General features: G+C 49.1%; 23 protein-coding genes. All 23 read left to right on the top strand.

What is annotated here, in order from left to right; translation table 11 throughout:
* Window positions 1-161 precede the first annotated feature (161 nt).
* Window positions 162-2,555 (top strand): tetratricopeptide repeat protein, encoded by a 2,394-nt coding sequence (locus Thiofri_RS23495; protein WP_009149017.1) that lies wholly within the window; start codon window positions 162-164, stop codon window positions 2,553-2,555.
* Complete coding sequence (locus tag Thiofri_RS23500; RefSeq protein ID WP_009149019.1) at window positions 2,552-3,049, top strand: hypothetical protein; 498 nt, start codon at window positions 2,552-2,554, stop codon at window positions 3,047-3,049. Before Thiofri_RS23495 ends, Thiofri_RS23500 begins: the two co-directional genes overlap by 4 nt.
* Entirely contained in the window at window positions 3,046-4,152 is a 1,107-nt protein-coding gene (locus Thiofri_RS23505) for an iron-containing alcohol dehydrogenase family protein (protein ID WP_009149021.1), read from the top strand. Before Thiofri_RS23500 ends, Thiofri_RS23505 begins: the two co-directional genes overlap by 4 nt.
* Window positions 4,153-5,334, top strand: a complete 1,182-nt coding sequence (locus tag Thiofri_RS23510; protein WP_009149029.1) for a DegT/DnrJ/EryC1/StrS family aminotransferase — start codon at window positions 4,153-4,155, stop codon at window positions 5,332-5,334. It begins immediately after the preceding gene.
* On the top strand, window positions 5,288-6,985 hold the full coding sequence (locus Thiofri_RS23515; RefSeq protein ID WP_143741892.1) for a hypothetical protein: 1,698 nt from the start codon (window positions 5,288-5,290) through the stop codon (window positions 6,983-6,985). The genes Thiofri_RS23510 and Thiofri_RS23515 overlap by 47 nt, the downstream gene beginning before the upstream one ends.
* Window positions 6,982-8,028, top strand: coding sequence for a hypothetical protein (locus Thiofri_RS23520; protein ID WP_009149031.1), 1,047 nt, complete (start codon window positions 6,982-6,984; stop codon window positions 8,026-8,028). The genes Thiofri_RS23515 and Thiofri_RS23520 overlap by 4 nt, the downstream gene beginning before the upstream one ends.
* A complete protein-coding gene (locus Thiofri_RS23525) occupies window positions 8,025-8,744 on the top strand; it encodes a cytidylyltransferase domain-containing protein (RefSeq protein WP_009149032.1) in 720 nt (239 codons plus the stop codon). The genes Thiofri_RS23520 and Thiofri_RS23525 overlap by 4 nt, the downstream gene beginning before the upstream one ends.
* 65 nt (window positions 8,745-8,809) lie before the next feature.
* Entirely contained in the window at window positions 8,810-9,871 is a 1,062-nt protein-coding gene (locus Thiofri_RS23530; RefSeq protein WP_009149033.1) for an N-acetylneuraminate synthase family protein, read from the top strand.
* Window positions 9,864-11,171: a DUF4910 domain-containing protein gene (locus tag Thiofri_RS23535; RefSeq protein ID WP_009149034.1), complete on the top strand. Its 1,308-nt coding sequence runs from the start codon at window positions 9,864-9,866 to the stop codon at window positions 11,169-11,171. Before Thiofri_RS23530 ends, Thiofri_RS23535 begins: the two co-directional genes overlap by 8 nt.
* Entirely contained in the window at window positions 11,168-12,154 is a 987-nt protein-coding gene (locus Thiofri_RS23540) for a hypothetical protein (protein WP_009149035.1), read from the top strand. The genes Thiofri_RS23535 and Thiofri_RS23540 overlap by 4 nt, the downstream gene beginning before the upstream one ends.
* Window positions 12,144-12,803, top strand: a complete 660-nt coding sequence (locus Thiofri_RS23545) for a class I SAM-dependent methyltransferase (RefSeq protein ID WP_323705743.1) — start codon at window positions 12,144-12,146, stop codon at window positions 12,801-12,803. The genes Thiofri_RS23540 and Thiofri_RS23545 overlap by 11 nt, the downstream gene beginning before the upstream one ends.
* On the top strand, window positions 12,800-13,873 hold the full coding sequence (locus Thiofri_RS23550) for a radical SAM/SPASM domain-containing protein (protein WP_009149037.1): 1,074 nt from the start codon (window positions 12,800-12,802) through the stop codon (window positions 13,871-13,873). The genes Thiofri_RS23545 and Thiofri_RS23550 overlap by 4 nt, the downstream gene beginning before the upstream one ends.
* A 356-nt stretch (window positions 13,874-14,229) precedes the next feature.
* Complete coding sequence (locus Thiofri_RS23555; protein ID WP_009149038.1) at window positions 14,230-15,894, top strand: LIC12162 family transferase; 1,665 nt, start codon at window positions 14,230-14,232, stop codon at window positions 15,892-15,894.
* A 179-nt stretch (window positions 15,895-16,073) separates the two neighbouring features.
* Window positions 16,074-16,994: a phosphoglycerate dehydrogenase gene (locus Thiofri_RS23560; protein ID WP_255324722.1), complete on the top strand. Its 921-nt coding sequence runs from the start codon at window positions 16,074-16,076 to the stop codon at window positions 16,992-16,994.
* On the top strand, window positions 16,995-17,876 hold the full coding sequence (locus Thiofri_RS23565; RefSeq protein ID WP_009149040.1) for an NAD-dependent epimerase/dehydratase family protein: 882 nt from the start codon (window positions 16,995-16,997) through the stop codon (window positions 17,874-17,876).
* A 28-nt stretch (window positions 17,877-17,904) separates the two neighbouring features.
* On the top strand, window positions 17,905-18,654 hold the full coding sequence (locus Thiofri_RS23570; RefSeq protein ID WP_009149043.1) for a class I SAM-dependent methyltransferase: 750 nt from the start codon (window positions 17,905-17,907) through the stop codon (window positions 18,652-18,654).
* 57 nt (window positions 18,655-18,711) lie between these two features.
* A complete protein-coding gene (locus tag Thiofri_RS23575; protein WP_051023865.1) occupies window positions 18,712-19,341 on the top strand; it encodes an HAD family hydrolase in 630 nt (209 codons plus the stop codon).
* Between the two features lie 3 nt (window positions 19,342-19,344).
* Complete coding sequence (locus Thiofri_RS23580; RefSeq protein ID WP_009149047.1) at window positions 19,345-20,124, top strand: HpcH/HpaI aldolase family protein; 780 nt, start codon at window positions 19,345-19,347, stop codon at window positions 20,122-20,124.
* Entirely contained in the window at window positions 20,121-21,098 is a 978-nt protein-coding gene (locus tag Thiofri_RS23585; protein ID WP_009149048.1) for a class I SAM-dependent methyltransferase, read from the top strand. Before Thiofri_RS23580 ends, Thiofri_RS23585 begins: the two co-directional genes overlap by 4 nt.
* Window positions 21,095-21,844 (top strand): 3-deoxy-manno-octulosonate cytidylyltransferase, encoded by a 750-nt coding sequence (locus tag Thiofri_RS23590; protein ID WP_009149050.1) that lies wholly within the window; start codon window positions 21,095-21,097, stop codon window positions 21,842-21,844. Before Thiofri_RS23585 ends, Thiofri_RS23590 begins: the two co-directional genes overlap by 4 nt.
* A gap of 226 nt (window positions 21,845-22,070) precedes the next feature.
* Window positions 22,071-24,077 (top strand): TIGR04326 family surface carbohydrate biosynthesis protein, encoded by a 2,007-nt coding sequence (locus Thiofri_RS23595; RefSeq protein WP_190275813.1) that lies wholly within the window; start codon window positions 22,071-22,073, stop codon window positions 24,075-24,077.
* Window positions 24,078-24,160: 83 nt separating this feature from the next.
* Complete coding sequence (locus Thiofri_RS24905) at window positions 24,161-25,063, top strand: glycosyltransferase (RefSeq protein WP_009149056.1); 903 nt, start codon at window positions 24,161-24,163, stop codon at window positions 25,061-25,063.
* Between the two features lie 171 nt (window positions 25,064-25,234).
* On the top strand, window positions 25,235-25,612 hold the full coding sequence (locus tag Thiofri_RS23600) for a nucleoside-diphosphate sugar epimerase/dehydratase (RefSeq protein ID WP_009149058.1): 378 nt from the start codon (window positions 25,235-25,237) through the stop codon (window positions 25,610-25,612).
* Window positions 25,613-25,872: the final 260 nt, after the last annotated feature.

Below are 25,872 nucleotides of genomic sequence, written 5' to 3' on the forward strand. Positions count from 1 at the left end.
TCCGCGCTATGCTTAGACAAGACAACCACCGCGACCAAATCGCGCAGCCTGGGTGCGGCCTTCAGCCCCGGAGCTCGCGCCCCGCCCCCCCCCTAAAGCAAGGGCCGCTCGCGTCGATAACCCTAAAGCGACCCCGCAGAACGTAAACGCAAAACCAACCCATGGCGCAACCCCTCAACTTTCAGCCCATCTCCCTACAGCAAACGCTCTGGGACCAAAAGCAGCTGGAAGCCCTGTGCGCCCCGCGCATCATGCCGCCGTGGGAGAAATACCACGCCAACGACAACTACGGCTTTGCCACCATCCTCAAGGCCTACAGCGGCCACCCATTCGACAAACCGCTCCCCGTGCTGCTCACCCACGGCGTCTACTTCGACGACCAGCGCCTCTACGACATGGAACGCCAATGCGGCCTGCCCGGCGTCATGAGCTACCCGGACTTTCGCACGAAGCTCTGGCGGGAGAAGACCGACCTGCGCGTCATCCCATCTGCCTCGCCACTGCTCTATGCGCAACGGCTGATGGACCAGCACTTCGGCCCCCCGATGCCAGAAGCCCGCAGCGGCACCATCTACTTCCTGCCGCACTCCACCGGCCACATCAAACGCGAGATCGACCTCGACCAGGTCATCACCAAGCTCAAGCAATATTGCCAGCAACAACAAAAAGCCGGCCACAACCACCTGCTGCCGCTGTCCGTCTGCATCCACTGGCAAGACACCCAGCGTGGCAAACACCTACCCTTTAAAAGGGCCGGCCTCCCCGTCATCAGCGCCGGCCACCTCAGCGACCCAGACTTCATCTTCCGCCTGCTCCACTTGCTGCGCCTGAGCAACCTCACCCTCGGCGCCTTCCCCGGCGGCCACGTCTTCGCCTCCCTCGTCGCCGGCGTCCCCTTCATCGCCTGGGAACCCGCCAAAGCCGTCGCCGAAATCTCCACCGAATTCAAAAACGTCCTCGGCAGCCAGCGCAGCCCTGACCTCTCCGCGCGGTTAAATCATTGGGAAAGTCTCTTCCAGCCAGAACAAGACCCCGCTGAAGCCCCAACCCCATACCAGCCCATCACGGCAGCCCAGGAAGGCTTCGTCGACATGATGCTCGGCCGCGAAGATCTAATCGGCCCAGATGAACTCTTCGCGCAACTGCGCTCCTTCGGCTATCCCTACATGTCCGCAGAGAGCCGCCAAGCTCTCGACGAGCATTTCCGCAAACGCTACGCAGAAAACCCAGAAGTAACAGACTGCTTCGCCCGTCTCGCCGAAGGGTTCGCTCAGCTTAAAAACTGGCCCGCCGCCTTCGATCTGATCGCGAAGGATCGCCAACTCGAACGCCTCACACCGCATGCCGAATTGCGCAGCGCGCAATGGCTGCAACGCATGGGACGCGAAAGCGATGCCCTTGATTGTGTTCGTCAAGCTTATACCAAAGATCCCAGGTTGCAAGACGGTTTTGCCATGCTGTCACAGGAGGCAATCCGGCTCCGGGACTGGCGCAAGGCTCAGTATTTGCTTGATCAGGATGCGGCAGCCGGTCGGCTCTCACTAAACTACGGTCTCAGTTATGCACAAGTCTTGGTGCGTAACGGTGAAAATGAACGAGCGCACCATTGGATGGCACGCGCCCAAGCAGAAAATCTGTGCCAGGAAAAAGATTGGGTGGATTTGTGGTGGATAAAAATGGCAACGCGGGATTATGAAGGCGCCATCGCGCTGGCGCGACGCGATCTAGAAGCCGGACGGTTGTCGTTGGAGGGACAGTGGCAACTGGCTGAGTTGTATGAACGATGCGGAGAAACCGAGCAGGCGATTGCGTTGGTGGAGTCGGTCTATGCTGAAAATCACAAAGCGAAAGACTGGTTTGCCCGTTTGGGGTGGGAAAAAGGAGCGCAAATGGCGGATTGGGAGTCAGCACACGATTGGTTTTTGCGCGACATGAATCAGGGGCGATTGAGCGTGAATTGGAAGAGCGTGTTTGCCCGTATCAAGGCCAGTTTGGATCAATGGGATGAAGCCTTCGCATTGATTGCAACCGCTTATGCCGAGGATCCCAATCTGACAGGCGGCTATACGTCCCTTGGTTGGTGGGGGTATCGATTGGGCCGTGGCTTACCTTTTTGCCGCGAACAATATCAGCGCGATCAGACGTTAAAGCGAGAACCGCCAAACCAGGATCTTTTTGACAGTTTAATGGAAACTGCGAGTGGGAAGGTGCTTTCTTGGGAGTCATACCAGAAATACGCATCTCATCATAGTCATCTCATCGCTATCGGGTATCTGATTTTTGCTCAAGGGTATATTGAATTAGCCGCGCGGCTCATGGCTTTAAAATACGATCAAGGGGAGATGGCGCCGGTATGGTGGCCAACCTATGCGCTTATCCTGCAATCGGCTCAACAAAACGAACAGGCGAATACAGTAATCGACGCCATCGAAGCCCACCACTCACCGAAAGATATGATTTTGATTGGCGAGTGCGTCAAACCCAAAGCCCGCCTGACGGTCGCCGAACTGCGTACCTGGCTGAACACTCATATCAGCGAATCAGAACATCCATGATTGAAAGCCTTTTCAGCGCCATTCTTCCGTGGATACTGCAAAAGGGCACCGACCAGCGTCAGAACTCCATCGAGTTTCAAAATGCACAGCTTGCGATTCGCGAAGCGGTCAACCGCGAACTGCGCAGCAATCGCGCTTTAATCGACGAATTTCTTGAAAGAGCCGATGGCGATGGGCAAGTTGCATGCAAACTTGCCGACGAGCTATCGTTTACTGCCATGGAGCGGATTGAACAATCGATGATTCCGCTTGCTATCCTGTTTGCTTGCCCGCAGCCGCCGCAGTCCAGAGAACCGCAACCACAATTTCAGAACTGGTCTGCGCAACTAAATACCGAGGCTTTCTGGATTGAACGTATTTACCTGCGTTTGCGCATCCTGCGTGCGCGTTGGCGCGCCGGCCAAAAATACCAGGAAAACAGCATGCGTTACATCCAATGGTTGATCGCGGCATGGCTTGCGAATGCCAACGACAAGGAACGTTCGTCATCGTGAACATACTTGAAACCGGCATCAAAAATGTTCGTAACGCGACTCGCTATAGCATAGGTGCGGGAGCGTTGGCTGATTTACCAAAGGTACTGGCAAACCGTCGCGCTCAAGCAACGGGTTCCGTTGTTTACTTTATTGATGAATTTTTCAGGACGTCGCAACAGCTGATCGACCGACTCGCCATACAGCCGGCAGATCAACTTATCTTCGTTGCTAGCAAAAAAGAGGAACCCAGCACCGACGGTATTGACGGTATTGTCGCTGATCTACGCGGTCAGTTAACACAAAACCCGTGCGCTATTGTTGGGATGGGGGGCGGCAGTACCATGGATACCGCCAAAGCTGTGGCAAATTTGCTCACAAATGGCGGACGCGCCGAGGATTACCAGGGCTGGGATTTGGTGAAAGTGCCTGGAATCTATAAAATCGCTGTCCCTACTCTCTCGGGCACGGGTGCGGAGGCCACCCGTACCTGCGTCATGACGAACGCGCGCAACGGGTTAAAGCTGGGTATGAACAGCGATTATACCGTTTATGACGAGATCGTGCTGGATCCTGATCTTCCAGCCAGCGCCCCGCGCGACCAGTATTTTTACACGGGAATTGATGCCTATATCCACTGCTTCGAGGCATTGGCCGGCCATTACCGTAACGCTATTGGCGACGCCTTCTCGCGCGAGACGCTCAATCTCTGTCGTCAAGTCTTTTTGCAGGAAGATATGATGAGCGCCGCCCATCGCGAACAGCTTATGGTGGCCTCTTACCTGGGTGGCTGTGCAATCGCAACCAGTTATGTCGGTCTCGTGCATCCCTTCTCCGCCGGATTGAGCGTAGTGCTCGGAATTCGGCACTGTCTCGCCAACTGCCTTGTCATGCACGCGATGGAACCCTGGTATCCGCGCGAATACGAGGAGTTCTGGCGCATGGCAGAACATCAAGGCATCGAGATACCAACGGGCATTGGTCGCGATTTGACACCAGATCAATATCAAGCGCTCTACGAAGCAACCATGATCCACGAAAAACCACTCACAAACGCGCTGGGCGAGCACTTTCGCGATATCCTGACTCCAGAATGCGTGACCAACATCTTTAGCCAGATGTAGATGCAATTTTCAATTCCTTTTAGCGGTCGCGCACATCTCTACACGGATGAAGAGATCGCGCTCGTTGCCGCCACGGCGCGGGAATCCGTGCCGCTAACACAAGGCTATTACTTGAATGCCTTCGAGTCCGCGTTCAAGATATATACCGGTGCCAAGCATGCCTTTGCCGTTTCCAACGCCACTGCAGCGCTGGAGATGGCCGCCCAACTTTGTCTGTTCCAACCCGGCGACGAGGTCATCGTTCCCGCACATACGTTCACCGCTTCAGCCTATCCGTTTGTGAAACAAGGCGCTCGCATTGTTTGGGCGGACTTCCACCCGGCTACCCGCGTTATCACCGCCGACACCATCGCGGCTTGCCTAACAGCGCGAACCAAAGCCATTGTCGTGGTGCATCTCTATGGCTACGGGGCTGACATGCCCGCGATCATGGCGCTTGCCCGTCAACATGGATTGCTTGTTATTGAGGATGCCGCGCAAGCACTTGGCGTTCGCATTCAAGAACATCATGCGGGTACGTTTGGCGACTTTGGTGCTTTTTCTTTCCATTCGCACAAAAACCTCTCCACGCTTGGCGAGGGTGGCATGCTCACCGTTCAGGAAGACGGCATTGCTGCCCTGATTCCCATGCTGCGCCACAATGGTCATTGCGGTTTTGCTGATCAACGCGAGGATTATTGGATTCCCGCCATGGGCAATGTTGATCTTCCCGAATGGCGTGGATACTCTCTTATGCCCAACAATGTTTGCCTGGGAGAGGTCGAATGTGCGCTCGGCGCCAAATTGCTCGAACGTGCCGATCGGATCAATCGCGAAAAACGCGAACGGGCGCTGGCTGTTATCGCAGCACTGTCCGACATTCCCGAACTAACCTTTCATTGCGTAACAAACGAGCGCCATAACTACCATTTGCTCGTTGCGCGTATCGCTCATGGTTGGCGCGACGCTTTTATCCGCACGATGGCGAATCAACATCGCATCCAATGCATTGTGCAATATTGCCCACTCTACCGCTATCCGCTTTACCGAAAACTCGGCTTTGGTGCCGCCACCTGCCCCAATACCGATGACTTTTTCGATAACATGGTTTCCTTCCCCTTTCACCATGCGCTTTTACCCCAGGATCTGGAAACCATTGTCAGCGCAACACGCGGCACCATCGAAACGCTGCGCACTCAATAATCCACCAATGTCCGCGTCATCTGATCTAGCCATTCTCATTCCGGCCATTAAGAAAAACGTCGCATTTGCGGACGACTTGGTCAAAAAATTGGCAGGCGTATCGCTGATTCAACGCGCCATCGACAAAGCTGTAACCGCTTTCTCCCTGGAATCCTTATGGGTGTTGACCGATTCCGAAGAAATTCGTTTGATTGCTGATCGCAACGGGGCCGCTTGCCTGTATGAACCGACGCTGCATTTCGATACGTTCAATCAAACCAGTCGATTATTACTATTAGATCAAATTCCCGCCACGAAGCGCGATTTTTTAATTTTATCTCCTTATGTACCACTCATCGGTATCGAACAACTCCAACAAGCCTATTGTTATTATGTGACTATCCATGCTGAAATGTTGGTGCCCGTGTTACGCGCCACGCAACAGCTTTATTCGCCTTGGCCGCGCACCATGGCGCAAACATTGCATTCCAATGTCGAGCATACGCTTGTCTGCGAGTCGCGCGCCTTTGTTATCGCTGCAAGGAATTTGCTCGATCAACCCAACAAACGCCAGGCACTGCCGACGGCCTATCCCATGGAAGGCCGTCTTCTGGAAATTCGTGGCTATGAAGATTGGTGGCTGTGCGAAAAACTGCTGAATCGCCGTCGCATCGTCTTTCGCGTAATTGGCAATAAAGCAGTTGGCATGGGACATATTTTCCGTGCCCTAACGCTGGCACACGAAATTACCGATCATGAAATTCGTTTTGTCTGCGATACGGATAGCAGCATCGCCGCCAATAAATTGGCAGGCTACGACTATTGGCTGGGCGTTTATGCACCCGAAAAGATTGAACAAGCTATCATCGACTTACAGCCAGACTTGGTGATCAACGACATTCTTAACACGCAAGCCAGTGCTATTCGACGCCTGCAAGCGCATAAAATTCTTGTCCTTAATTTCGAGGATCTTGGCTCGGGTGCAGCCATAGCCGATCTAACCATCAACGATCTTTACGATAAACCGCAATGCCTAGGCGCAAACATCCTTTGGGGACATAAATATTTTTTTGTGCGCGATGAATTCAACGACGCTCAGCCGCAAAAATTTGCCGAACAGGTCAGTCGGTTGCTCATTGCCTTCGGAGGTACCGATCCCAACCATTTCACTCAAATCATATTAAACAGGGTAGCGCCATACTGCATCCAACAGGGGATTGCCATTGATATCGTGACGGGCGAAGGCTACGATGCGCTTGATGCCCTGCAAGCTCAAATCGCGTCTTACCCACAAGCCGAAATCGTTTGTACTCATGGGACAGGGGTGATCACTCAGATTATGGAACGCTGTCAGCTTGCGATCGTCTCGAATGGCAGAACGGTTTACGAACTGGCGCACATGAACATCCCAGCGCTCGTCATTCCGCACCATCAGCGAGAAAAAACCCATGGCTTTGCCTGTCCAGCCAATGGTTTTATCCCTATTGACCTCGATGGCGGTGAAGGTGATGCGAAGCGGCTTTGCCAGGCGCTCGCACGCCTTGTTGAGGATTGCGAATATCGGCGCACGTTGTTCGAGTGCGTTTTGCCGCACCAATTCTGCACCAATAAACATCAGGTCATAAAAATAATTTTAACGCTCCTCGAATTCAATAAACATCAACCATCGTGAAAAAGCTCAAGCTATTATTTCATGTTGGCTTCGGCAAAACGGCAACAACATGGCTTCAGCGCCAAATTTTCCCAAATTTGGAAAACTGTCTGTATCTTGGCAAAAAGGGCTTTAACGACCTGATGTACAGCCGGGAATTTCATCATTTACATTATCGTCTGTTCGAACCGCTGCATAGCTTAAAACGCTATCGCAGCCGCAATTCCGAAAGCCTGGTGGAAAATTATGTTGCCGCCATGGAACAATTGATTCGGAAACGTTTCTTCTTACCCTCCTCAGGTACTGTCGTAATATCCAACGAAAGCATTCTCGGCTATGGTGGTTACAATGCCGAACTCAATTTGCTACTCCTGTATCGTGTCGTCAAAAAAATCAAGGAGAGGCTTGCGGATGATGCCCCGGAAGTTCAGGTTCTCGTTGTTTTTCGCGAGCAGGTTTCATTTTTACAAAGTTACTATGCCTACGATTATGCCCACCAAAAATATCAGCATCGAAACATTGATCGGTTTATTGAATATGGGCTGATACACCATCATGAAGATGTCTTTGGTCAGCTATGGGTTGATGAAATTATGGAGCTGATCGAAGATTTATTACCCCATGATCAAATTTGCTTTCTTCCCTACGAATGGTTAAAAATCGATCCAAAAGGCTTTCTAGTCCAAGCAATTGGAGAATATGTCAGCATTGAGCAAATATCAAGTTTGGCTTCTGCACCGAAGGAAAATGTCAACCGTGACACAAGAGATTATAATTATCTGCGTGATACTTCATTGATCAGAAAATTATTTTTGCATACTCATTATTATACGCGCTACCTGCCCGGAAGGACGCAAAGGATGGTTGCAAAAGAGCTAAGGCGTCTTCAAAACCAGCCAATAATGCAACATCTCCAGCAACCAGTAATAAAGGGTGCGATAAAAATGAACGAACACCAACGCAAGGCGATTCGTGCTTTATATTGTGAATCCAACACGCGCACGGCAAGGAAATTAAACAGAGATTTAGGGGCGCTTGGTTACGCCACGCAAGAAACACCATGAAAATTGTCGGCATCGTCCAGGCTCGCATGGGAGCAACCCGTCTGCCAAATAAAATGATGCTTTGCTTGCATGGCTATCCGGTAGTGGAATGGGTATTTAAACGGGTGAGTCAGGCATCAACGCTTGATGCACTCATCTTTGCGCTGCCCACGACCGCTGCCGACGATCTGCTCGCCGATTATTTAACAGGACTGGGAGCAACGGTTGCCCGTGGTTCGGAGACGGATGTCCTCAGCCGTTTTCACAGCGCTGCCAACGCGGCAGAGGCGACAGCCGTGGTGCGCGTCTGCGCGGATAACCCGCTTGTTTCCGCCACGGAAATTGACCGATTAGTTGGGTTTTATCGGCAAGGTGGCCATCGCTATGCTTACAATCATATCCCAAAAGGTAACAGTTATCCCAATGGTCTTGGTGCCGAAATTGCTTCCATGGAATTATTGGATGGGCTGCATCGCGAGGCAACCTCGACAAAGCATCGCGAACACATATTTTCTTATTTATGGGATCAACTCGAAAAAGGCGATCATCCACCCGGTACCATCGATCCTTCCGACAAACGTTTAGCTCATCCGGAATTGTCATTGGATCTTGACACAATGGATGATTATCGGCGGTTGCTGGCGCTTGATCTGTATCCAGAGATGTCAGCAATCGAAATTGTTAATGCTGCCCTGCATATAAAGCACGGTACGCTCAATGGAACCAAGTTTAGCTGATTATTTAGGATACGAGGTTCTGTGGCGCAAAAAATAGACAGATTAAGGATAAAAGGGTAATTTCAGTGAAACTTACCGAAATCATTGTATCCCCAAATGCGAAAACACCCTTTCCAACCCCCCCTTATCTGATCGCCGAAGCCGGCGTCAATCACGAGGGCAACATGGATCTGGCTTACCGTCTGATTAACGAAGCCAAGGAAGGCGGCGCCGACGCCATCAAATTTCAAACCTACAAGGCCGAAACCCTGGCCGCGAAAGAGTCGCCCGCATATTGGGATCTTACCCAGGAGCCGACCCCCAGCCAATACGAATTGTTTCAAAAATACGATAAATTCTGGAAAACCGAATACGAGGCACTGGCTCGGCATTGCCAAACCGTCGGCATCGAATTCTTGAGCACCCCATTCGATCTGGCCTCGGCGCGCTTTCTCAACGACCTGATGAGTGTTTTTAAGATCGCCTCCTCTGATCTCAACAACAAACCCCTGATCGACGCGCTATGCAGTTATGGCAAACCGATATTGCTCTCCACTGGTGCTGCCCACCTGTGGGAAATCGAGCAGACGTTGAGTTGGATTGATACACAAGGAAACCCGGTCGCATTGCTCCACTGCATCCTGAACTACCCAACCGAGGATAGCAATGCCAATCTCGCGATGATTCCAACATTAGCTCGCAAATTCCCCGAACGGGTCATCGGCTATTCCGATCACACGCTGCCCAAGGACATGAAAACCCTGGAAGTCGCCACATTGCTGGGCGCCCAAATTCTGGAAAAGCACTTCACCTATGATAAAACCCGACCCGGCAACGATCACTACCATGCGATGGACAAGGCCGATCTTCAACGCTTTCATGGTCGAATGAATCGCCTGTTACCGCTGCTCGGCAATCCGCGTAAACAACCACTTCCCAGCGAAGCACCCGCGCGCGCCTACGCGCGCCGCAGCCTGGTCGCCGCCCGTGCCATTCCGGCGGGAAAGCGTATCGATCCCGCCGATCTGACCTGGAAGCGCCCTGCCACCGGTATCGACCCGCGCGACTATGATCAACTCCTCGGGCAAATGGCCGCCGTGGAGATCGCCGCCGACCACATTCTCCAATGGAACCTGTTTCGTGACTGATCGCACAGCGTTGATCGACCGCTATCTAAAGCGGCTCTTTCCCATTACCCGCAGTCTCACCGGGCCGGGAAATCGCGAGACGCTGCGCATTTTGCAGGAAATCGCGCCGCTTGCCATCAAGGAATATCCCTCGGGAACTCCCGTCTATGACTGGATCATTCCCCCCGAATGGCAGGTGCGGGATGCTTATATCACGAATCGGCATGGTCAGCGTATAGTGGACTTCCAAGCCAGCAACCTCCACCTGGTCAGCTACAGCGAAGCAATCGACGCCACCCTCGATTTTGCCGAACTGACACCGCATCTGCATGTTCACCCCAGCCTGCCTACCGCAATTCCATATCGAACCAGTTACTATCAACGCGATTGGGGATTTTGTCTCACCCAGGATCAATACCGGCAGCTTGAAGAGGCAGGCACGGATCTGCATGTGCGCATCGACAGTGCCGTTGATGCCCAGGGTAGCCTGACTGTGGGTGAACTGCTGATCCCTGGCGAACTGAAGCAAGAAATTTTGATCTCCACTTACATCTGTCATCCGTCGCTGGCTAATGACAACCTCAGCGGCATGGTGCTAACGGCATTTCTCGCCCAGGCGTTGCTGGAATCACGCAAATTACAGCACAGTTACCGAATCATTTTCGTTCCCGAAACCATTGGCGCCATCGCTTATTGCGCCATGAACGAAGCTGCCATGAAGCGCATTGACACCGGTCTGGTCGTCACCACCGTTGGCGGTCCCGGTGCTTTTGGTTACAAGCAAAGCTTCGATCCCGATCATCCGATCAATGCCCTGATTGAAGAAACCTTTCATGCGACCGATACAGAGTTTATTCGCTATCCATTTGACATTCACGGCAGCGACGAGCGCCAATATTCTTCGCAAGGCTTTCGCATCAATGTGGCAACAATTACCAAAGATAAGTACTACGAATACGATGTTTACCATAGCTCCCTGGATAATCTCGCGTTCATCTCCGCAGACGCAGTTGGACAATCTCTGACATTGTATATGTCGTTAATTCAGCATCTCGATGCCAACCAGTGTTATCGTAATCGTTATCCAAACTGCGAGACAATGCTCTCCAAGCACGCGCTTTATCCCACAATCGGCGGCTGCCTGCTACCCCGGCAATTGGATCGCACCGAACTAAATTGGATACTCTGGCTCTTGTTTTGGTGCGACGGTCAACGTTCTCTGCACCAAATCGCCCAACAACTGGAAGTGCCCATGCGTGTTCTCCTGCCTGCGGTGGAAAGGCTCTTGGCCAAAGGCTTGTTGGAACGGGTTGCCGAATGAGTAAATACACGATTGAACCAGTAAAAGACAGTAAAGCATGGAATTCCTTTGTCGATGCCTCCCCGCAAGGGACGCTGTTCTCCAAGACTTATTATCTGGATGCCGCGGTCTCTCACTGGCAAATGTACTGGATTTGCAAAGGGCAGCAGGTAAAAGCTGGTCTTTGTTTGGTGCTTCACGAATTAGAAACATCGGTGATTCTGGATGACTTAGTTATCTATAATGGCCTGCTTTTTGCCCCCGATGGCGAACAAAAAGCCGCCAAGGCGCGATTGGAGCGGTTTGCGATCACGGAATTTGTCATCGCCTGGCTCACTGAGCACTACTGTGATATTGCACTGGCATTGGCGCCGCAATTTGAGGATATGCGCCCCTTTCTTTGGCATCGTTATCATTCGGATCGGGATGCTGATAAATTTCACTTGGATCTGCGCTACACCAGCTATCTGGATATTTATACACTCGCCAATTCCCGAGATCCCCTTACCAGCGCATTGTTTGTTCAATTAGAAGCGATTCGTCAGCGCAACATTCGCGAAGCAATCAAGATCGGCGCGAGCACGATGTTAGAAGGGAATGGAACGCAATTTTGCCACGATTATGCTGTCCTGATGCAGCACCAGGGGCAACCGCAAGAGAACGGCAAGCTCAGACGCATGGCGCACCTCATTGACCAACTTCTGAATGACGGCTGTGCAATGATGTTCCAAACTGGCATTCCGCCGGATCAGCAGCCCATCTACTCAACCGTTTTCGCCTGGGATCGCAAGCGTGCCTACTATCTCTTCGGCGCCCCGGCCCCAGGTGCCAGCAGCCGCTTCATGGGCACCATTGCGTTTTGGGATGCGTTTTGCTGGCTTGCCCATCAAGGGATACGAATCGTCGATCTCGAAGGCGCAAACAGTCCGCAACGAGGTTGGTTCAAGTTAAGCTTTGGCGGCGATCTTCGCCCCTATTATCAAGTTGATAAACATGCCAAGTAGCGACTATCACGATTATGTTATCAAAAATGGCAAGCTGATCGGCGCATTTGATGCCATGTACCAGCATGCCGCCGACATTCCCTGGCATCAGGATCGCACAGCGCACGCGATTTTTTCGGAGATTGATCTCGCGATTTTGGCACACTTTCAGCGCCGTTTCGGATTAATGACGATACTTGAAGTGGGATGTGGACTCGGCTATTTCGCCGAGCGGTTGCACCGTAAACTTGGGGGGGGGGGGGGGGTACAAATAGTCGGTATGGATATCTCGGCAACTGCGGTTGACAAGGCAAAATCCCTGTTTCCTGAAATTGAATTTCAGGTTGTCGATCTGCTTGGTGTCAATATGCTCACCAACGCCCGAACATTTGACTTGGTCATCGCCAAAGAAATTTTCTGGTATTTCCTTGCCGATGTTGAGCAATGTTGTGCCAACATGGCCAGTCTTTCGCATCAATATCTGTATTTTTCGCAATCCTTTCCGGAATCTTCATCCTTTTTTGGCAGCGATCGATTTCCGAACGCGATCGCACTGGAAAAATTTTTATCCCAGCGATTTGAGACGCTGCACATCACGATTGAACGTGATGCCCAGTTTGGGGGAAGGGAACTCTTACATTGTTTTGCCCAAAAGCATTCAGCCAAATGATAACTCCTCGTTATATTCCAATCAATAAAGGGCATTTTGACCTAGATACTCCGGAGCGGATTGGCGAATTCCATCGCAAACTTGCCAGCGGCTGGGAAAATGACTATGCAGACTACCGGCAGTTATGGAAGGAACTGCCCCAAAAGCAAGTGATTCGCGATTATCCGTTGTTGGTGGATTTGGAACTGGCCTCCGCATGCAACTTAAAATGTCCGATGTGTTATACCATCACCCCGGCATTTAAAAACACAGTGAAAAAGGGGTTTATGGATTATGCCTTGTTTACCGAAATTGTCGATGAAATTGCCGATCATATTTATGCTCTTCGCTTAAGTTTTCGCGGTGAACCAACACTCCATAAACGATTTCTCGACTGCCTGCGGTATGCCAAGCAACGCGGGATCCGTGAAGTGTCCATGTTGACGAACGGCGCTTTTCTTGAAGCCGATTTTTTTCAAGAAATGGCTCATGCCGGGATGGACTGGATTACCATTTCTGTCGATGGGACAGATGAGGAATATAACCGGATCCGCTACCCACTCACTTTTGCCGATACCTTGCGTCGAATCGAGGAAATCCACGACTTCAAGCAACGGCATGACTTAACGAAACCTGTAATAAAAGTACAAGGCGTTTGGCCAGCGATACGTCCAAACCCAACGCAATATTATGAAACCTTAGCGCCGGTCACAGACCTTGTCGCCTATAATCCACTAATCGACTATTTGCGAGAAGATGCCGACATTCTTTACGAAGACAAGTTTTCCTGCCCACAGCTTTATCAGCGAATCGTTGTTGGCAGCGATGGGCAAGTGTTGATGTGTTCTAATGATGAAGATAACGATCACGTTGTCGGCAATGCGAATCGACAAACAATCCATCAGGTTTGGCATGGCGACAAGCTTAATTCAATTCGTGAAGTACACAAAATTACCAATGAATTTAAGAAAATGAAAGCTTGTCGCCAATGTTATTACCCGCGAACGGCTAAGCCAAATGAGATTGCCGAAGTGTCCGGTCGAAGGATCAAAATAGAAAATTACATCAATCGTGTCCAGATAATTCGATAATCACCGTGGCTAAAAAGGTAGGAATGAATCTAACTGAAACCAATTGCCCTCTTGATAGGCTTGGAATATCTTGGATAAGTTCTAAGTCATAAAGTAGAGGTTGCGCCAACAATAATACGAAGCAAAATATCTAGCGCGATGATGTTGGCGAGCCAAAGAAACCGTTAGGGTTCGAGCTGTGGCGTCCGGCTCGTTGTTGTGTGGGTTAATGAAAATTAAGAAATATTCAGTTTTGGAAGGAAGTACGAAAAGTCAAATCCGGTGAAAAACGATCGCAGCTTTTTGAATTTTTGTTGAAACAACATGCTATTTGAAATCAGTCTGTTTAAATTTGTTGGTAGAAGAAAGAGGTGGTGATGCCGGGGGCGTATTGGGATAAAGCTAAAGTATCTGAAGCTCTCTCAGATATTGAGTCAATTCGTTGTCGCGCTTTAATTTATTTTAAGGAAATTTTGAATGAGTTCCAGGGAGTTAATCAGTCGATAGAATATTATGATATGATTGCTGGCAGTTGGCTTGAACATTTTGTACATGTTGTCTATGCATCTGCTTTAGCGGATGCAGACGCGGCTGAGCGAGAAAATGGAACGTGCTCGGTTCCAATTTGCATTAACCATGATTCGTTTTTAAACCAACTAACCGATGAGACGTTTCACATCTCGCTGGGGAAAAATATCAGAGCACTGCAAACGCGCAATGCAGCAATTAACGCTTGGATTTTTTGCCCAGTAAAAGCGGCGGCAAAAGAACCAATAGCGAAAACAGTTAGGCCTGCCAAAATCGATAGAATAGTACATCGCTTGAAATCAGATGCTAAAAAAATTGCGCAATCCGCACATCAACTTTCTAAACGAAATTTTCGCATAATAGAAAGGCGTCCTGGTTCTCCTGCCGTTTTGTTCGTTCAACCCTACTTTAAAGCGGCTCCAAACGATATTGACGATGTCAAAAATCGATGGCGACACTGGGCGCGTTTTGATGATTTACGCTATTCCATTCAAGTGGCAACGGTAATTGATTCGCGTTGGCGGAAGGAAAAAGCGAGTCACGCCTTACCGGCAGCGAGTATCATCGATATTGTTAAAGTGTTATTGCCTCTCTACATTCCGATTGTCTTGCTTGAAGGATTAAGCGAGTATCGCAATACGCTTTTTAAGCTGCCAGTTGCGATGGTGCGTCCAAAGGTGCTTTATAGTGCAAATGCATTGCATAACAACCTGTCATTCAATCTATTGGCAGCAGAGTGGTGTCGAGAAGGGACGCGATTATTCTACCACCAGCACGGTGGTGGTTATGGCATCGATCAGATAAATATACCAGAAGAAGTTGAAGTGAGGGTCGCGAGTCGGTTCTTCACATGGGGCTGGTCTCGGGATGAAAAGAAGGTAAGCCCGCTTCGGCCCCCGATGCCTCATGCACCTCAAAGAAAACGAAATGTTGTATTATTAAATTGCGTAAATTATCCGAAAAGCGTGTATCGTATTCAATATCAGCCAATGCCTGGCACAATCGAAAATATGCATCGCCAAACCCTGGATTTACTCGCTCAGATTAAGTATTTGAAAAATTTGTTGGTGCGTCCCTATTTTAATGATTATGGCTGGGGCTTTGCGAATGCGATGCGCAAAGCAGCACCAAATGCCGACTTTGATGATCGATCTGTATCGAGTTTCGTGCGATTCGCGCAAAGTCGCTTGGTCATTCACAATTATCTTGGCACGAGTTATCTGGAAACATTAGCCTTGAATATTCCAACCATCTGTTTTTACGACGATAACATTTATTGTTTCCGCGATGCCGCAATACCCTATATGGATGCGTTAGAAGCGGTTGGTATTCTTCATCGCTCCGGAAGATCAGCAGCTAATATGGTCAACGACATCGCTCGTGCGCCGGAGTCCTGGTGGCAAAGCAGCGAGGTACAATCAGCGCGACAGGCTTTTATTGAAAATTACGCGAACTTTTCGATGGAATGGAAACAGGAATGGCCTGATTTTTTTCACAAGATGTTGGGTGACTAGATGCGCTTCAATAGGCGATGGTTTGATGGCCGTGTAAACGGACGCATTAGGCTGATTAGCGATGCGGCCAAGTTTTTCAGAAGAATCCTAAACAAATAGTTTTTAATATTCGAATGATACCCCAAGCCCTCATCACCACGATCCCCTTCGCCGAAAAAAACCGGCTGCCGCTGGAACTATTGGAAGCCGCCGGTATTGCCTATACGTTCAACCCGTTGGGGCGCAAGCTCAAGGAAGCCGAACTGGCCGGGATGGTGGCCGATGTCGATGCCCTGATTGCCGGCACCGAACCGATTACGGATCGGGTTATGGCCGCCGCGCCAAAACTGAAACTGATTTCGCGTGTGGGGATCGGTCTCGATAGCGTCGATCTGCTTGCGGCGGAGCGACGCGGTATCCAGGTCAGCTACAGCCCGGAAGCCCCTGGGCCGGCGGTGGCGGAACTGACCATCGGCCTGATGCTGGCGCTCTTGCGGCATGTGCATGTTGCAAATGCCCAACTGCACCGGGGCGAATGGCAGCGGTATTTTGGACGCCGCATTCCGGAGTTAACGATCGGGGTGATCGGCGTTGGACGGATCGGCGGTCGCGTGCTGCGGCGTTTGGCGGCATTCGGGACACCCCGGATACTGGTCAACGATCTTACGCCAAAACCGCATGTGGCAGATCAACTCAAGTTGGAATGGGTCGATAAGGAAACCATTTACCGGGAGGCCGATGTCATCAGTCTGCACTTGCCCTTGACCGCACAAACAAAAAATATGATTCGCAACGCGCAACTTCAACAAATGAAGCCGGATGCCGTTATCCTCAATACTGCCCGCGGCGGCATTGTCAACGAGCAGGATCTGGCGCGGGTCCTCAGCGCAGGACATCTCGCGGGTGCGGCGATCGATGTGTTTGAACAGGAACCTTACGCCGGCGAACTGGCGGGTATCGAGCGTTGTCTCTTGACCGCACACATGGGATCGATGTCTGTCGATTGCCGCACCAAAATGGAAATTGAGGCTACCGAGGAAGTGGTACGCCTGTTCACAGGACAGCCGCTGATGAAACGGGTACCAGAGGAAGAATATGCTGTTCAGCGGCAAGGACTCTGAATGATCAAAGTCTGCGTTTTTGGCGGTGCCGGGTTTCTTGGCAGCCATGTTGCCGATGCCTTGAGCGATAAAGGCTATGCGGTGCGGATTTTTGATCGCCAGGATTCGCGCTGGCGGCGCGATGATCAAGATGTAGTGATCGGCGATTTATTAGACAAAAAAGCGGTAACTGCTGCTGTAGCCGGGTGTCAAGTCGTTTACAATTTTGCTGCCTTGGCTGATCTGGATGCAGGCTTAAACGACCCGCTCGAAACGATCCGCATCAATATCCTTGGCAATGCGCATGTCATGGAGGCCTGTCGGCATCATGACGTACAACGATTCTTCTATGCTAGTTCAGTGTATGTATTTAGCCGTCAAGGCGGCTTTTACCGTTGCAGTAAGCAAGCATCGGAGCATTATGTTGAGGAGTATCAGCGTGCTTATGGTTTGAACTACACGATTTTACGTTATGGCTCACTCTATGGCCCTCGCTCCGGTACCAATAACGGTCTTTACCGAATGGTTAAGGATGCCCTGGAAACAGGGAAGCTTTGTTATACCGGCAGTCCGGAGAGTACGCGCGAATATATTCATGTCGAGGATGCCGCACGCGCCAGCGTAACGGCCCTTGGCGATGATGCATTTATCAATCAAAGTGTCGTGCTGACAGGGCATGAGCCTATGCGCGTGCTTGATATGCTGAAAATGCTTGCTGAAATTCTTGGAATTGTCGATGGTGTTGAATTTGTCGCGGGAGAGCAGACGGGGCATTATGTACGTACCCCTTATGCTTATCAGCCGAAGCTGGGTCGGAAATATATTCCCCCTTTGCATGTGGATCTCGGGCAGGGGTTGATTCAGCTAATGGAATATATTCGCCATGAGAAAGGGATGGCTTAAATTCCTTTTTCAGTTTATAGGTTAATTGATGCGTGACACTATTAAATGGCTTGATAAAAGTGCACTTTCGCAAATAGATACGCAAAAGTATTGGAATGATTTGGAGATCGAGAAAACGAAAGAATGGTGGATCACCGATGGTAATTATGAAAAATTATTTGATTATTTGCAGCGTTCTGGGTTGATGGCGGAATATTCAAAATCAGAACAATATATTCCAAAAAGCAAACCGCTAAAAGTTGCTGATTTAGCTGCAGGCACAGGCTGGACTTGCGCTTTATTATCGAAGTTGGGCAATATCTCAGAAATACATGCAGTTGAAATTTCTAAACATCGATTGGATCTTTTCGAACATTCTTTTAGGATGTTTGATGGTCAAATCGATAAAGTTTACCGGTATCTTGGTAGTTTTTATGATTTAAAGTTTCGCGATGCCAGCATGGATATCGTTTATCTATCTCAAGCATTTCACCATGCGCAACATCCATTGCAATTACTGCAAGAGTGTGACCGAATCTTAAAGAAAAAAGGGCTTATTATTCTTGTTGGGGAGCATTGCATTCCTTTAAAAAAAGTTTTTTTGAAAATGATTGGGAGCCTCAAGAAAGGCCATTTAAAGTTTCAGTTTTCCAGCTTATTTCCTCTGGATCCAGTCTTGGGCGATCATTATTATACCGATTTGCATTATCGGGTCATGTTTTTTAAATACGGTTATAAGCTAAAACGTGTAAGAGCATTGAAGAAATCAATTTACATTGCCAGCAAAGTGTTGGCATAATTTTGGCGCTATATTTTGATTACTATAAACCAAGATCAATGTTCGTCACCAAAATCCGTGCATAGCATTTTTGTTCAAGCCAATTTGGTTTTTTTTGATTTTGACGGCGTGATCAAAGATTCCATTTCAGCAAAGTCTGATGCTTTCGCTGAATTGTTTTCCGGATATGATCCTCGCCTTGCCGTGAAAGTGCGAGACCATCACGAAACACATGGCGGCATGTCCCGTTTCGAGAAACTGCCTCTTTATCTTTCTTGGGCCGGTGTGCAGCCGACGCCAGAGAAAATACACGAATGCAGCAATCAATTCGCGCAACTGGCGCGGGCAAAGGTTCTGGCTTCGCCTTGGGTTAAGGGGATGCGTGAGTACTTGGAGCGAGAGCAGCCCCAACAAACTCGAATATTGGTTACGGCAACGCCGGAAAAAGAAATAATCGAGATTCTTAACGTACTGAAAATAAGGAAATGTTTTCATGAAGTGCATGGTGCCCCAAAAAAGAAAAGCGACGTGGTGCAAGATGTCTTGCAACGCTGGCAAGTGTCACCCGACAAGACGCTTTTGGTCGGCGATTCGATGACCGATTGGCAGGCTGCAATGGATCATCAAGTGCCCTTTTTATTACGCCGAACGCCATGGAACAGGGAACTTCAAGAAAGCAGCGGTTGTTTGGCCTTTGATCATTTATAGCTCATGAACCGACGCACATTGATTGAACACATACGTCAACGTCTAGCTAATGGCGGGCGATCCATTGGTAGCTGGATGCAAATTGGGCACCCGTCCATTGCTGAAATCATGGGTGCGGGCGGTTACGATTGGATTGCCGTTGATCTGGAACATGGCAGTATCGGCATATCGCAATTACCGAATCTCTTCCGCGCCTTGGAGCTTGGCGGTACCCTGCCGATGGCACGCTTGGCGCGGGGGCACCCCAAGGATTGCAAACTGGCTCTGGATGCAGGCGCGGGTGGAGTCATCGTCCCGATGATCGAAAGTGCCGAGCAATTACAAGCCGTTTGCCAAGCATGCCGCTGGCCTCCCGCAGGTAACCGGGGTGTAAGCTTTTCCCGTGCCAATTTATATGGTCAGCGTTTCGACGAATATGCACTCGAAGCCCAAGCGCCGCTCGTGGTGGCAATGATCGAACAAGCGCGCGCGCTTGATCATTTAGAAGACATATTACAAGTACCGGGCTTGGATGCCCTGCTAATCGGCCCTTACGATCTGGCTGCTTCCCTGGGACTGACCGCTGATTTCAAGGCGCCTCGATTTCTGGAAGCGATTCAGCATATTCGTCGGGTTGCTGATTTACACGGCGTACCCCGTGGTGTGCATCTGGTACAACCTGCCCCTGATCGGCTGGAACTGTATTGGCGAGACGGTGATCGTTTTTTGGCGTATTCAATTGATGCGGTGTTTTTAAATCAAGGTGCTCGTTGCCCTTGTCCGATGGGAGCGGCAATGCCTTGAAAGAAGAAGAGATCAGACCGGCCAAACTCTTTGCTGAATACCTGCGATTAGCCGAGCAGGACATCGACCTCTATTTTTCTGATGAACCGCGTTTTCAGTATTGTTGTCCAGCTTGCGGTACCGATGGCACGCCAGCTTTCCGCAAAAATGGTTTCGATTACGAAGAATGTCGTCATTGTGCGACGCTTTATGTTTCCCCAAGACCGTCGACTACCGCATTTGCGCGCTATTATACGGAAGCGGCTTCAGTGCGTTATTGGGCAACGACATTTTATAAAGAAACCGCAGAAGCACGCCGAATTAACTTATGGCGTCCCAAAGCACGCATGATGGCTTCCGTTTTAGAGCGTTTTGCATCGGTTTCCTGTCACATTATTGATGTTGGCGGCGGTTACGGTATTTTTGCCGAGGAAATGCAGCCTTTTGTTGCCCAACCCGTAACTATTGTTGAACCGGGTCCGCAGTTAGCTCAGATTTGTCTGAGCAAAGGCTTACCGGTGATTGAGAAATTTTTGGAACAAGTTACGGAAACCGATTTACCGCAAGGTAGGCGTGTTTTTGTCAGCTTCGAGCTTTTTGAACATTTGCATGATCCGGTACATTTTCTCGTACAGTTAAAAAAGCTGATGCATCCTGGCGATCTGTTTCTTTTTACAACGCTGTCCGGTACAGGGTTGGATATTCGAGTTTTATGGGAACAATCCCATGCAATATCGCCACCGCATCATCTGAATTTTTTCAATCCGCATTCAGTGCAAATTCTTTTGGCAAACAGCGGATTTGAAATCCTCGATGTTTCAACGCCGGGAAAACTGGATCTTGATATTCTTTTCAACAATCAAACACTGGTACAGGATCGGTTTTGGCAAACATTTCTCGCTCACACAACTGAACAAGAGCGGGAACGCTGCCAAGAGATACTCGCTAAAACCGGTTACAGTTCGCACATGCAGGTCATTTGTCGTCAGCCATGAACATCATTGCCATCATTCCCGCACGCATGGGCAGCAGTCGTTTTCCTGGTAAACCCATGGCACTATTGGCCGGGAAACCGATGATCCGACACGTCTATGAGCGCGTGTCCCGCTGTCCGTTATTATCCAAAACCGTGGTAGCCACCTGTGATCAGGAGATTGTGCAATATATCCATTCTATTGGCGGTGAGACGATCCTAACAGGCCGGCATCACGAACGCGCATCTGATCGCTGCGCGGAGGCCCTGTTGCTCATGGAAAATCGCGACCAAATTACCTACGATATTGTCGTTATGGTGCAGGGTGACGAACCTATGACGAGTCCGGCAATGATTGCGGAAGCCGTGCAAGCTATGATGGACGATCCTGATATCCTCGTTGCGAATCTTCTCGGAGATATTAATTCAGTTAGCGAGTTCGAAGATCGCAATTGTATTAAAGTCGTTTGCGATCTGCGCGGAAATGCTCTTTATTTTTCCCGTGAACCCATCCCTACGAGAGGAATTGTAGAACATGCGACGATGTTGAAGCAGGTTTGTGTCATGCCGTTCCGGCGCGAGTTTCTTCTAAAATACACGGAAATGCAGCCGACCCCTCTCGAGACTGCGGAGTCTATCGATATGATGCGAGTGCTTGAGCATGGGATGAGCGTGCGGATGATTCCGACTAAGCACCAAACATTCTCGGTTGATACAAGAAACGATCTTGTTAATGTAGAAAAGCTTTTGAACTCTGAGTCAGACTAACTGGTGGTGGAATCGTTAATATTAATCGTTTTGCTGGTTATGCAAGATAAGGCACTTCGCTTATTAGGCGGAGGCGTGTTTTGGCGAGTTTTGATGAGCTATGTAAATAGAAAAATGCCTCGTTTAAAGAATCTTGTGGTTTGTTGTAAAATACGCTTGACAAAGCAATCGCAATTTAGAAAAAATGTTAACTTGATCGTAAAATCAAATAATTAGGGTTAATTTGTTGTCATACAAAAAGTCAAAAAAAAGAGCATTTGTGATTTTTGATAGTACAGGCCTGAGAGCTCCAGCCTTGGAGCCGGACTTGTTGTGGAAATCAGATGCATGGAAAGATATAACTGGCGCGAGGTGTATTAACAATATTGTAGAAGAGAATTCAGATGAGGTCCGGCAGGCGTACCTTGCTTTTGTTTTTTTGCTTGGGCGTAGTCAAGTACGGGGTATGAAAGTTATAGAGCATCTTAGGCTTCGAGATTTTCTAAGTGCGTGGTGGCTTTTGCCAATAGCAGAAAAAGACAATTTACTAGGTAGCAAATACATTAATCAGGTCATCCGATTATTAGCGCTAGAACTAATTGTTTTACCGGAGTTGAACTTAGGTTCTCTTACCTATGACGGCGGGCAGGCGGACGTTGCTGAATGTTTAAGTGGTTGGTGCAAAGAGGTCGGCGTTCAATTTCAATGGCTAAAAGAGGGTAAGCAATTTGCAAAAAAGAGGAAAACGTTTTTCATTATTGGTGTACGCTGGTATAAAGATTGTTTAAGAAAGATTGGGCGCGCATATACGTATTATGTTCGCCGAAAGGTGCCGACGCTTTTTGATCTTTATGGTGGCAGCGTGTGGTATAGAATTTTTCATTTTCTCGGTGTCCGTGGGTGTGAACTCAAGAGCTGGAAAAACCAAAAGTCAGGGATACTTGCGGTTTCATATCTTGGTGAGGTTAATCATAATCGGCTCAAAGACGGTAAGTTTGAGAGTGCTTATTGGGGAGCTTTGCCTTGGCATTTGCGTGCCGAAAAGAGGCCAACTCGCTGGTTACATATTTTTGTCCCGTGTTCGACCGTTCCAACGGTTGATGCTGCAAAAGAAATTATTGCGATGCTCAACAAAAGGTCGGAAGGTACTGAGTTGCATGTACTGCTAGACGCGTTCGTTTCGGCGAAAGTTTTGCGAAGGACAGCTAGAGATTGGTGCGCTTTGTGCCTAGCGTTTTTAAGAATGGGATCAGTGCGCCATCTATTCCGGCCAGAACATTCGAAGATCAATTTATGGCCAATACTTAAGCGGGATTTCAGAATCGGTTTTCTCTTCGGCCGGGCGGGGCAGAATTGTCTGAGCTTAAACCTTTTTGAGGCTGCCCTAGATGGAATCGATCGGCAACATACGGGGATCTTCTTGCTTGAAAATTATGGCTGGGAAAAGGCGCTAATTTCAGCGTGGTTAAGCAACGGTCACGGGCGTCTTATAGGTTTTTGCCATTCAACAATCAGATATTGGGATCTTCGTTACTTTCATGATTACCGTGAATATTTGCAAGCGGATGTCTTGAGTATGCCGTTGCCGTCAATTTTCGCTATAGGATCTCCAAGCGGGAAAATTTTGCTCGAGGGAAGCGGCGCCCCGAAAAAAAAGCTGCATGATGTAGAGGCCTTACGATACGGATACCTTACTGGAAAAGGGGAAACAAGTATAACGTTGCATAGAGAGGTGCCAGATGAGAGTAAGACTGGAAGTTGGCATCGCACCATCCGAAGTGCGCTTTTTTTGGGCGATATTTCCGCAGTCTCTACGCGCACTTCTTTGCAAGTGGTTGAATCAACTATTAATTCATTTCCAGATATCACGGTGACATTGAGATTCCATCCAGCGTGTCCTCTGCGCTGTCCAAAAAATGAACAGTTCGCAATGGCAAAAGCGAATCAACCGGTCGGCAAGTTGATTTCTGAGTTTGATATCGCGATTGCTGCGGGAGCCACATCTGCTGCGGTTGATGCCTATTGTTCCGGTTTAAAAGTCCTTGTTTGGCTTGGGCCTGATGAATTTAATACGAGTCCGCTTAGAGGTTTTCCGGGAGTATTTTTTTTCTCCACGAGTAACGACCTAATAAAAATTTTCAAAAACGCGGAATTGAAAGTTATGTCATTGAAGGCCGATAGACAAGACTTTTTTTTGCTAAATGACAGGTTACCAAGGTGGCGCAGAATACTCAGTGCACCCCCCGATCTTTAGAGCCAAATGTTGATGCTTTAGCAGTCGGGGAGCAGATCGAGCGCCTACTAATAAACAGTTGGCGAAGCTAACCGGGAGAAGGTATGTTGAGTGTATCTGTAATCGTCGCAACCTTCAATCGAGAGTTCCGGCTGAGACGGTTAGTCGACGCTCTCCGTGTTCAGGATTTTCCTTCTAAACGGTTTGAGGTTATCCTTGTTGACGATGGGTCTACCGACGGAACAGGGGGCTATTTGAGAACCTTACACAACGACACAAGGTTGCAAATTCGGGTTCTTTCACAAAACAACCGTGGGCCAGCGAGTGCGCGAAATTTTGGTGCACGGGTGGCTCGCGGAGATTTGTTTGCCTTTATCGACGATGACTGCGTGCCTGACTCGAACTGGCTTTCGGAGATGGTCATTTGTGCAGATAGAGATGCTTCGCTTGCGGGTATCGGTGGGATGATCGTGCGACTTCATGATAATGTGATGAGCCGTTGGGTTGATCGGTCTGGAATTATGGGACATCCGTTATACTGCGGTGGCGCAACATCGTATTTGGTAACAGCGAACGCTGTTTTTCGCCGGCGAGCGTTTGAAGAAGTTGGGGGATTTAATGAGCAGATCGGATGGCCTGGCGGAGAAGATCCTGAGTTGGCATTGAGAATCCGTTTGGCCGGGGGGCGTTTGGGAATTTGTTCAGGAAGCAGGGTAAGGCATGAGCATCGAGACTCCTTTAGAGGGTTGTTTAGGACATTTTTTTGCTATGGAAGGGGCAGCATTTTTTTTAGTACGCCTTCGAGTTGGGGAGTAAGGTCGTGGCGAGGCCGAAAAGCTATTATACGGTTATTATGTGGATGTTCCTGGCGTCATTTGACAATGGCATTTTATGGGGCATTTAGGCCTAGCCTCTCTCTTGCTGAAAGGATCACAGAGTTGACTTGCGGCGTTATTCGAGCATTTGGATTTTGTTGGGGAAGAGCCTATCAGCACTACTTATTCTAGGAAGAGCTAATATCCCTCTTTTCGACTGGCCAAGAGTTTAGAAATACCGAGCTTGTCGGGTCGGCTTTCCGAGAATCCGCGTGCGGAAGGAAGTCGTTGCAAAAACTATCGACGTATTTTGGTGTAGTCGAATCGGGTTTTGTGTGGTTCGGAGTTATATCTGAGGTTGCAATGAATAAGGAAAAAGGCATAATTTTTGGGGCGAGTTTAGGGGGCCGTCGCGCTTTAAAAAGCTTGCGAAAGGAATATGACATCGTTGGTTTTGTGGATAATGACCGGAGCAAGCACGGGCAGGATTTCATGGGGAGGTTTGTATGGCCGCCCGCTGAAATTGTTAATCGCGATGTTGATAAAATTTTCATCGCAAGTGTTTATGCTCCTGAAATTATGTATCAGTTACTGCGGGAGTATGGTATTTTGAAATCGAAAATTGTTGTTGTTCCCGCAGAAATTTTGAGCGGAGAAGATGAAGTTCCGCTCGGCTGTCTCGTGTTGGTGGCTGTTATGCTTTTTATGATCGGGTGGGGAATCAAAGTTATTTTTTTTTAATGAGAAGGGTTGCGGTATCGTTTTATTACATGTGCATGGAATCAGCAGAAAGTTGTTCGAATAAATTTTTCTTTACCGTCTCGTCTGGTTGTCTTTAATCACCCTGGGTAGCCATGGGTATAGCTAAATTACACTGCGAGTCGATGTTGTTTTGGATTTTGATTTTCGCTTTTTTTAAGAGCGATTCGATTGGTGGTTTCTTTTTTTGGCGCTACAGGTCGGTGATCTGTCGCCTAAATTTCTGCACTCGGATTTAATAT

This window comes from Thiorhodovibrio frisius, from assembly GCF_033954835.1.
Classification (GTDB): Bacteria; Pseudomonadota; Gammaproteobacteria; order Chromatiales; family Chromatiaceae; genus Thiorhodovibrio; species Thiorhodovibrio frisius.

Coding starts and splice junctions, on each gene's coding strand:
- Thiofri_RS24905 (WP_009149056.1), top strand. CDS start 24,161: ATGTTGAGTGTATCTGTAATCGTCGCAACCTTCAATCGAGAGTTCCGG.
- Thiofri_RS23580 (WP_009149047.1), top strand. CDS start 19,345: ATGAACCGACGCACATTGATTGAACACATACGTCAACGTCTAGCTAAT.
- Thiofri_RS23540 (WP_009149035.1), top strand. CDS start 11,168: ATGAGTAAATACACGATTGAACCAGTAAAAGACAGTAAAGCATGGAAT.
- Thiofri_RS23550 (WP_009149037.1), top strand. CDS start 12,800: ATGATAACTCCTCGTTATATTCCAATCAATAAAGGGCATTTTGACCTA.
- Thiofri_RS23590 (WP_009149050.1), top strand. CDS start 21,095: ATGAACATCATTGCCATCATTCCCGCACGCATGGGCAGCAGTCGTTTT.
- Thiofri_RS23555 (WP_009149038.1), top strand. CDS start 14,230: ATGCCGGGGGCGTATTGGGATAAAGCTAAAGTATCTGAAGCTCTCTCA.
- Thiofri_RS23600 (WP_009149058.1), top strand. CDS start 25,235: ATGAATAAGGAAAAAGGCATAATTTTTGGGGCGAGTTTAGGGGGCCGT.
- Thiofri_RS23570 (WP_009149043.1), top strand. CDS start 17,905: ATGCGTGACACTATTAAATGGCTTGATAAAAGTGCACTTTCGCAAATA.
- Thiofri_RS23525 (WP_009149032.1), top strand. CDS start 8,025: ATGAAAATTGTCGGCATCGTCCAGGCTCGCATGGGAGCAACCCGTCTG.
- Thiofri_RS23510 (WP_009149029.1), top strand. CDS start 4,153: ATGCAATTTTCAATTCCTTTTAGCGGTCGCGCACATCTCTACACGGAT.
- Thiofri_RS23565 (WP_009149040.1), top strand. CDS start 16,995: ATGATCAAAGTCTGCGTTTTTGGCGGTGCCGGGTTTCTTGGCAGCCAT.
- Thiofri_RS23545 (WP_323705743.1), top strand. CDS start 12,144: ATGCCAAGTAGCGACTATCACGATTATGTTATCAAAAATGGCAAGCTG.
- Thiofri_RS23500 (WP_009149019.1), top strand. CDS start 2,552: ATGATTGAAAGCCTTTTCAGCGCCATTCTTCCGTGGATACTGCAAAAG.
- Thiofri_RS23495 (WP_009149017.1), top strand. CDS start 162: ATGGCGCAACCCCTCAACTTTCAGCCCATCTCCCTACAGCAAACGCTC.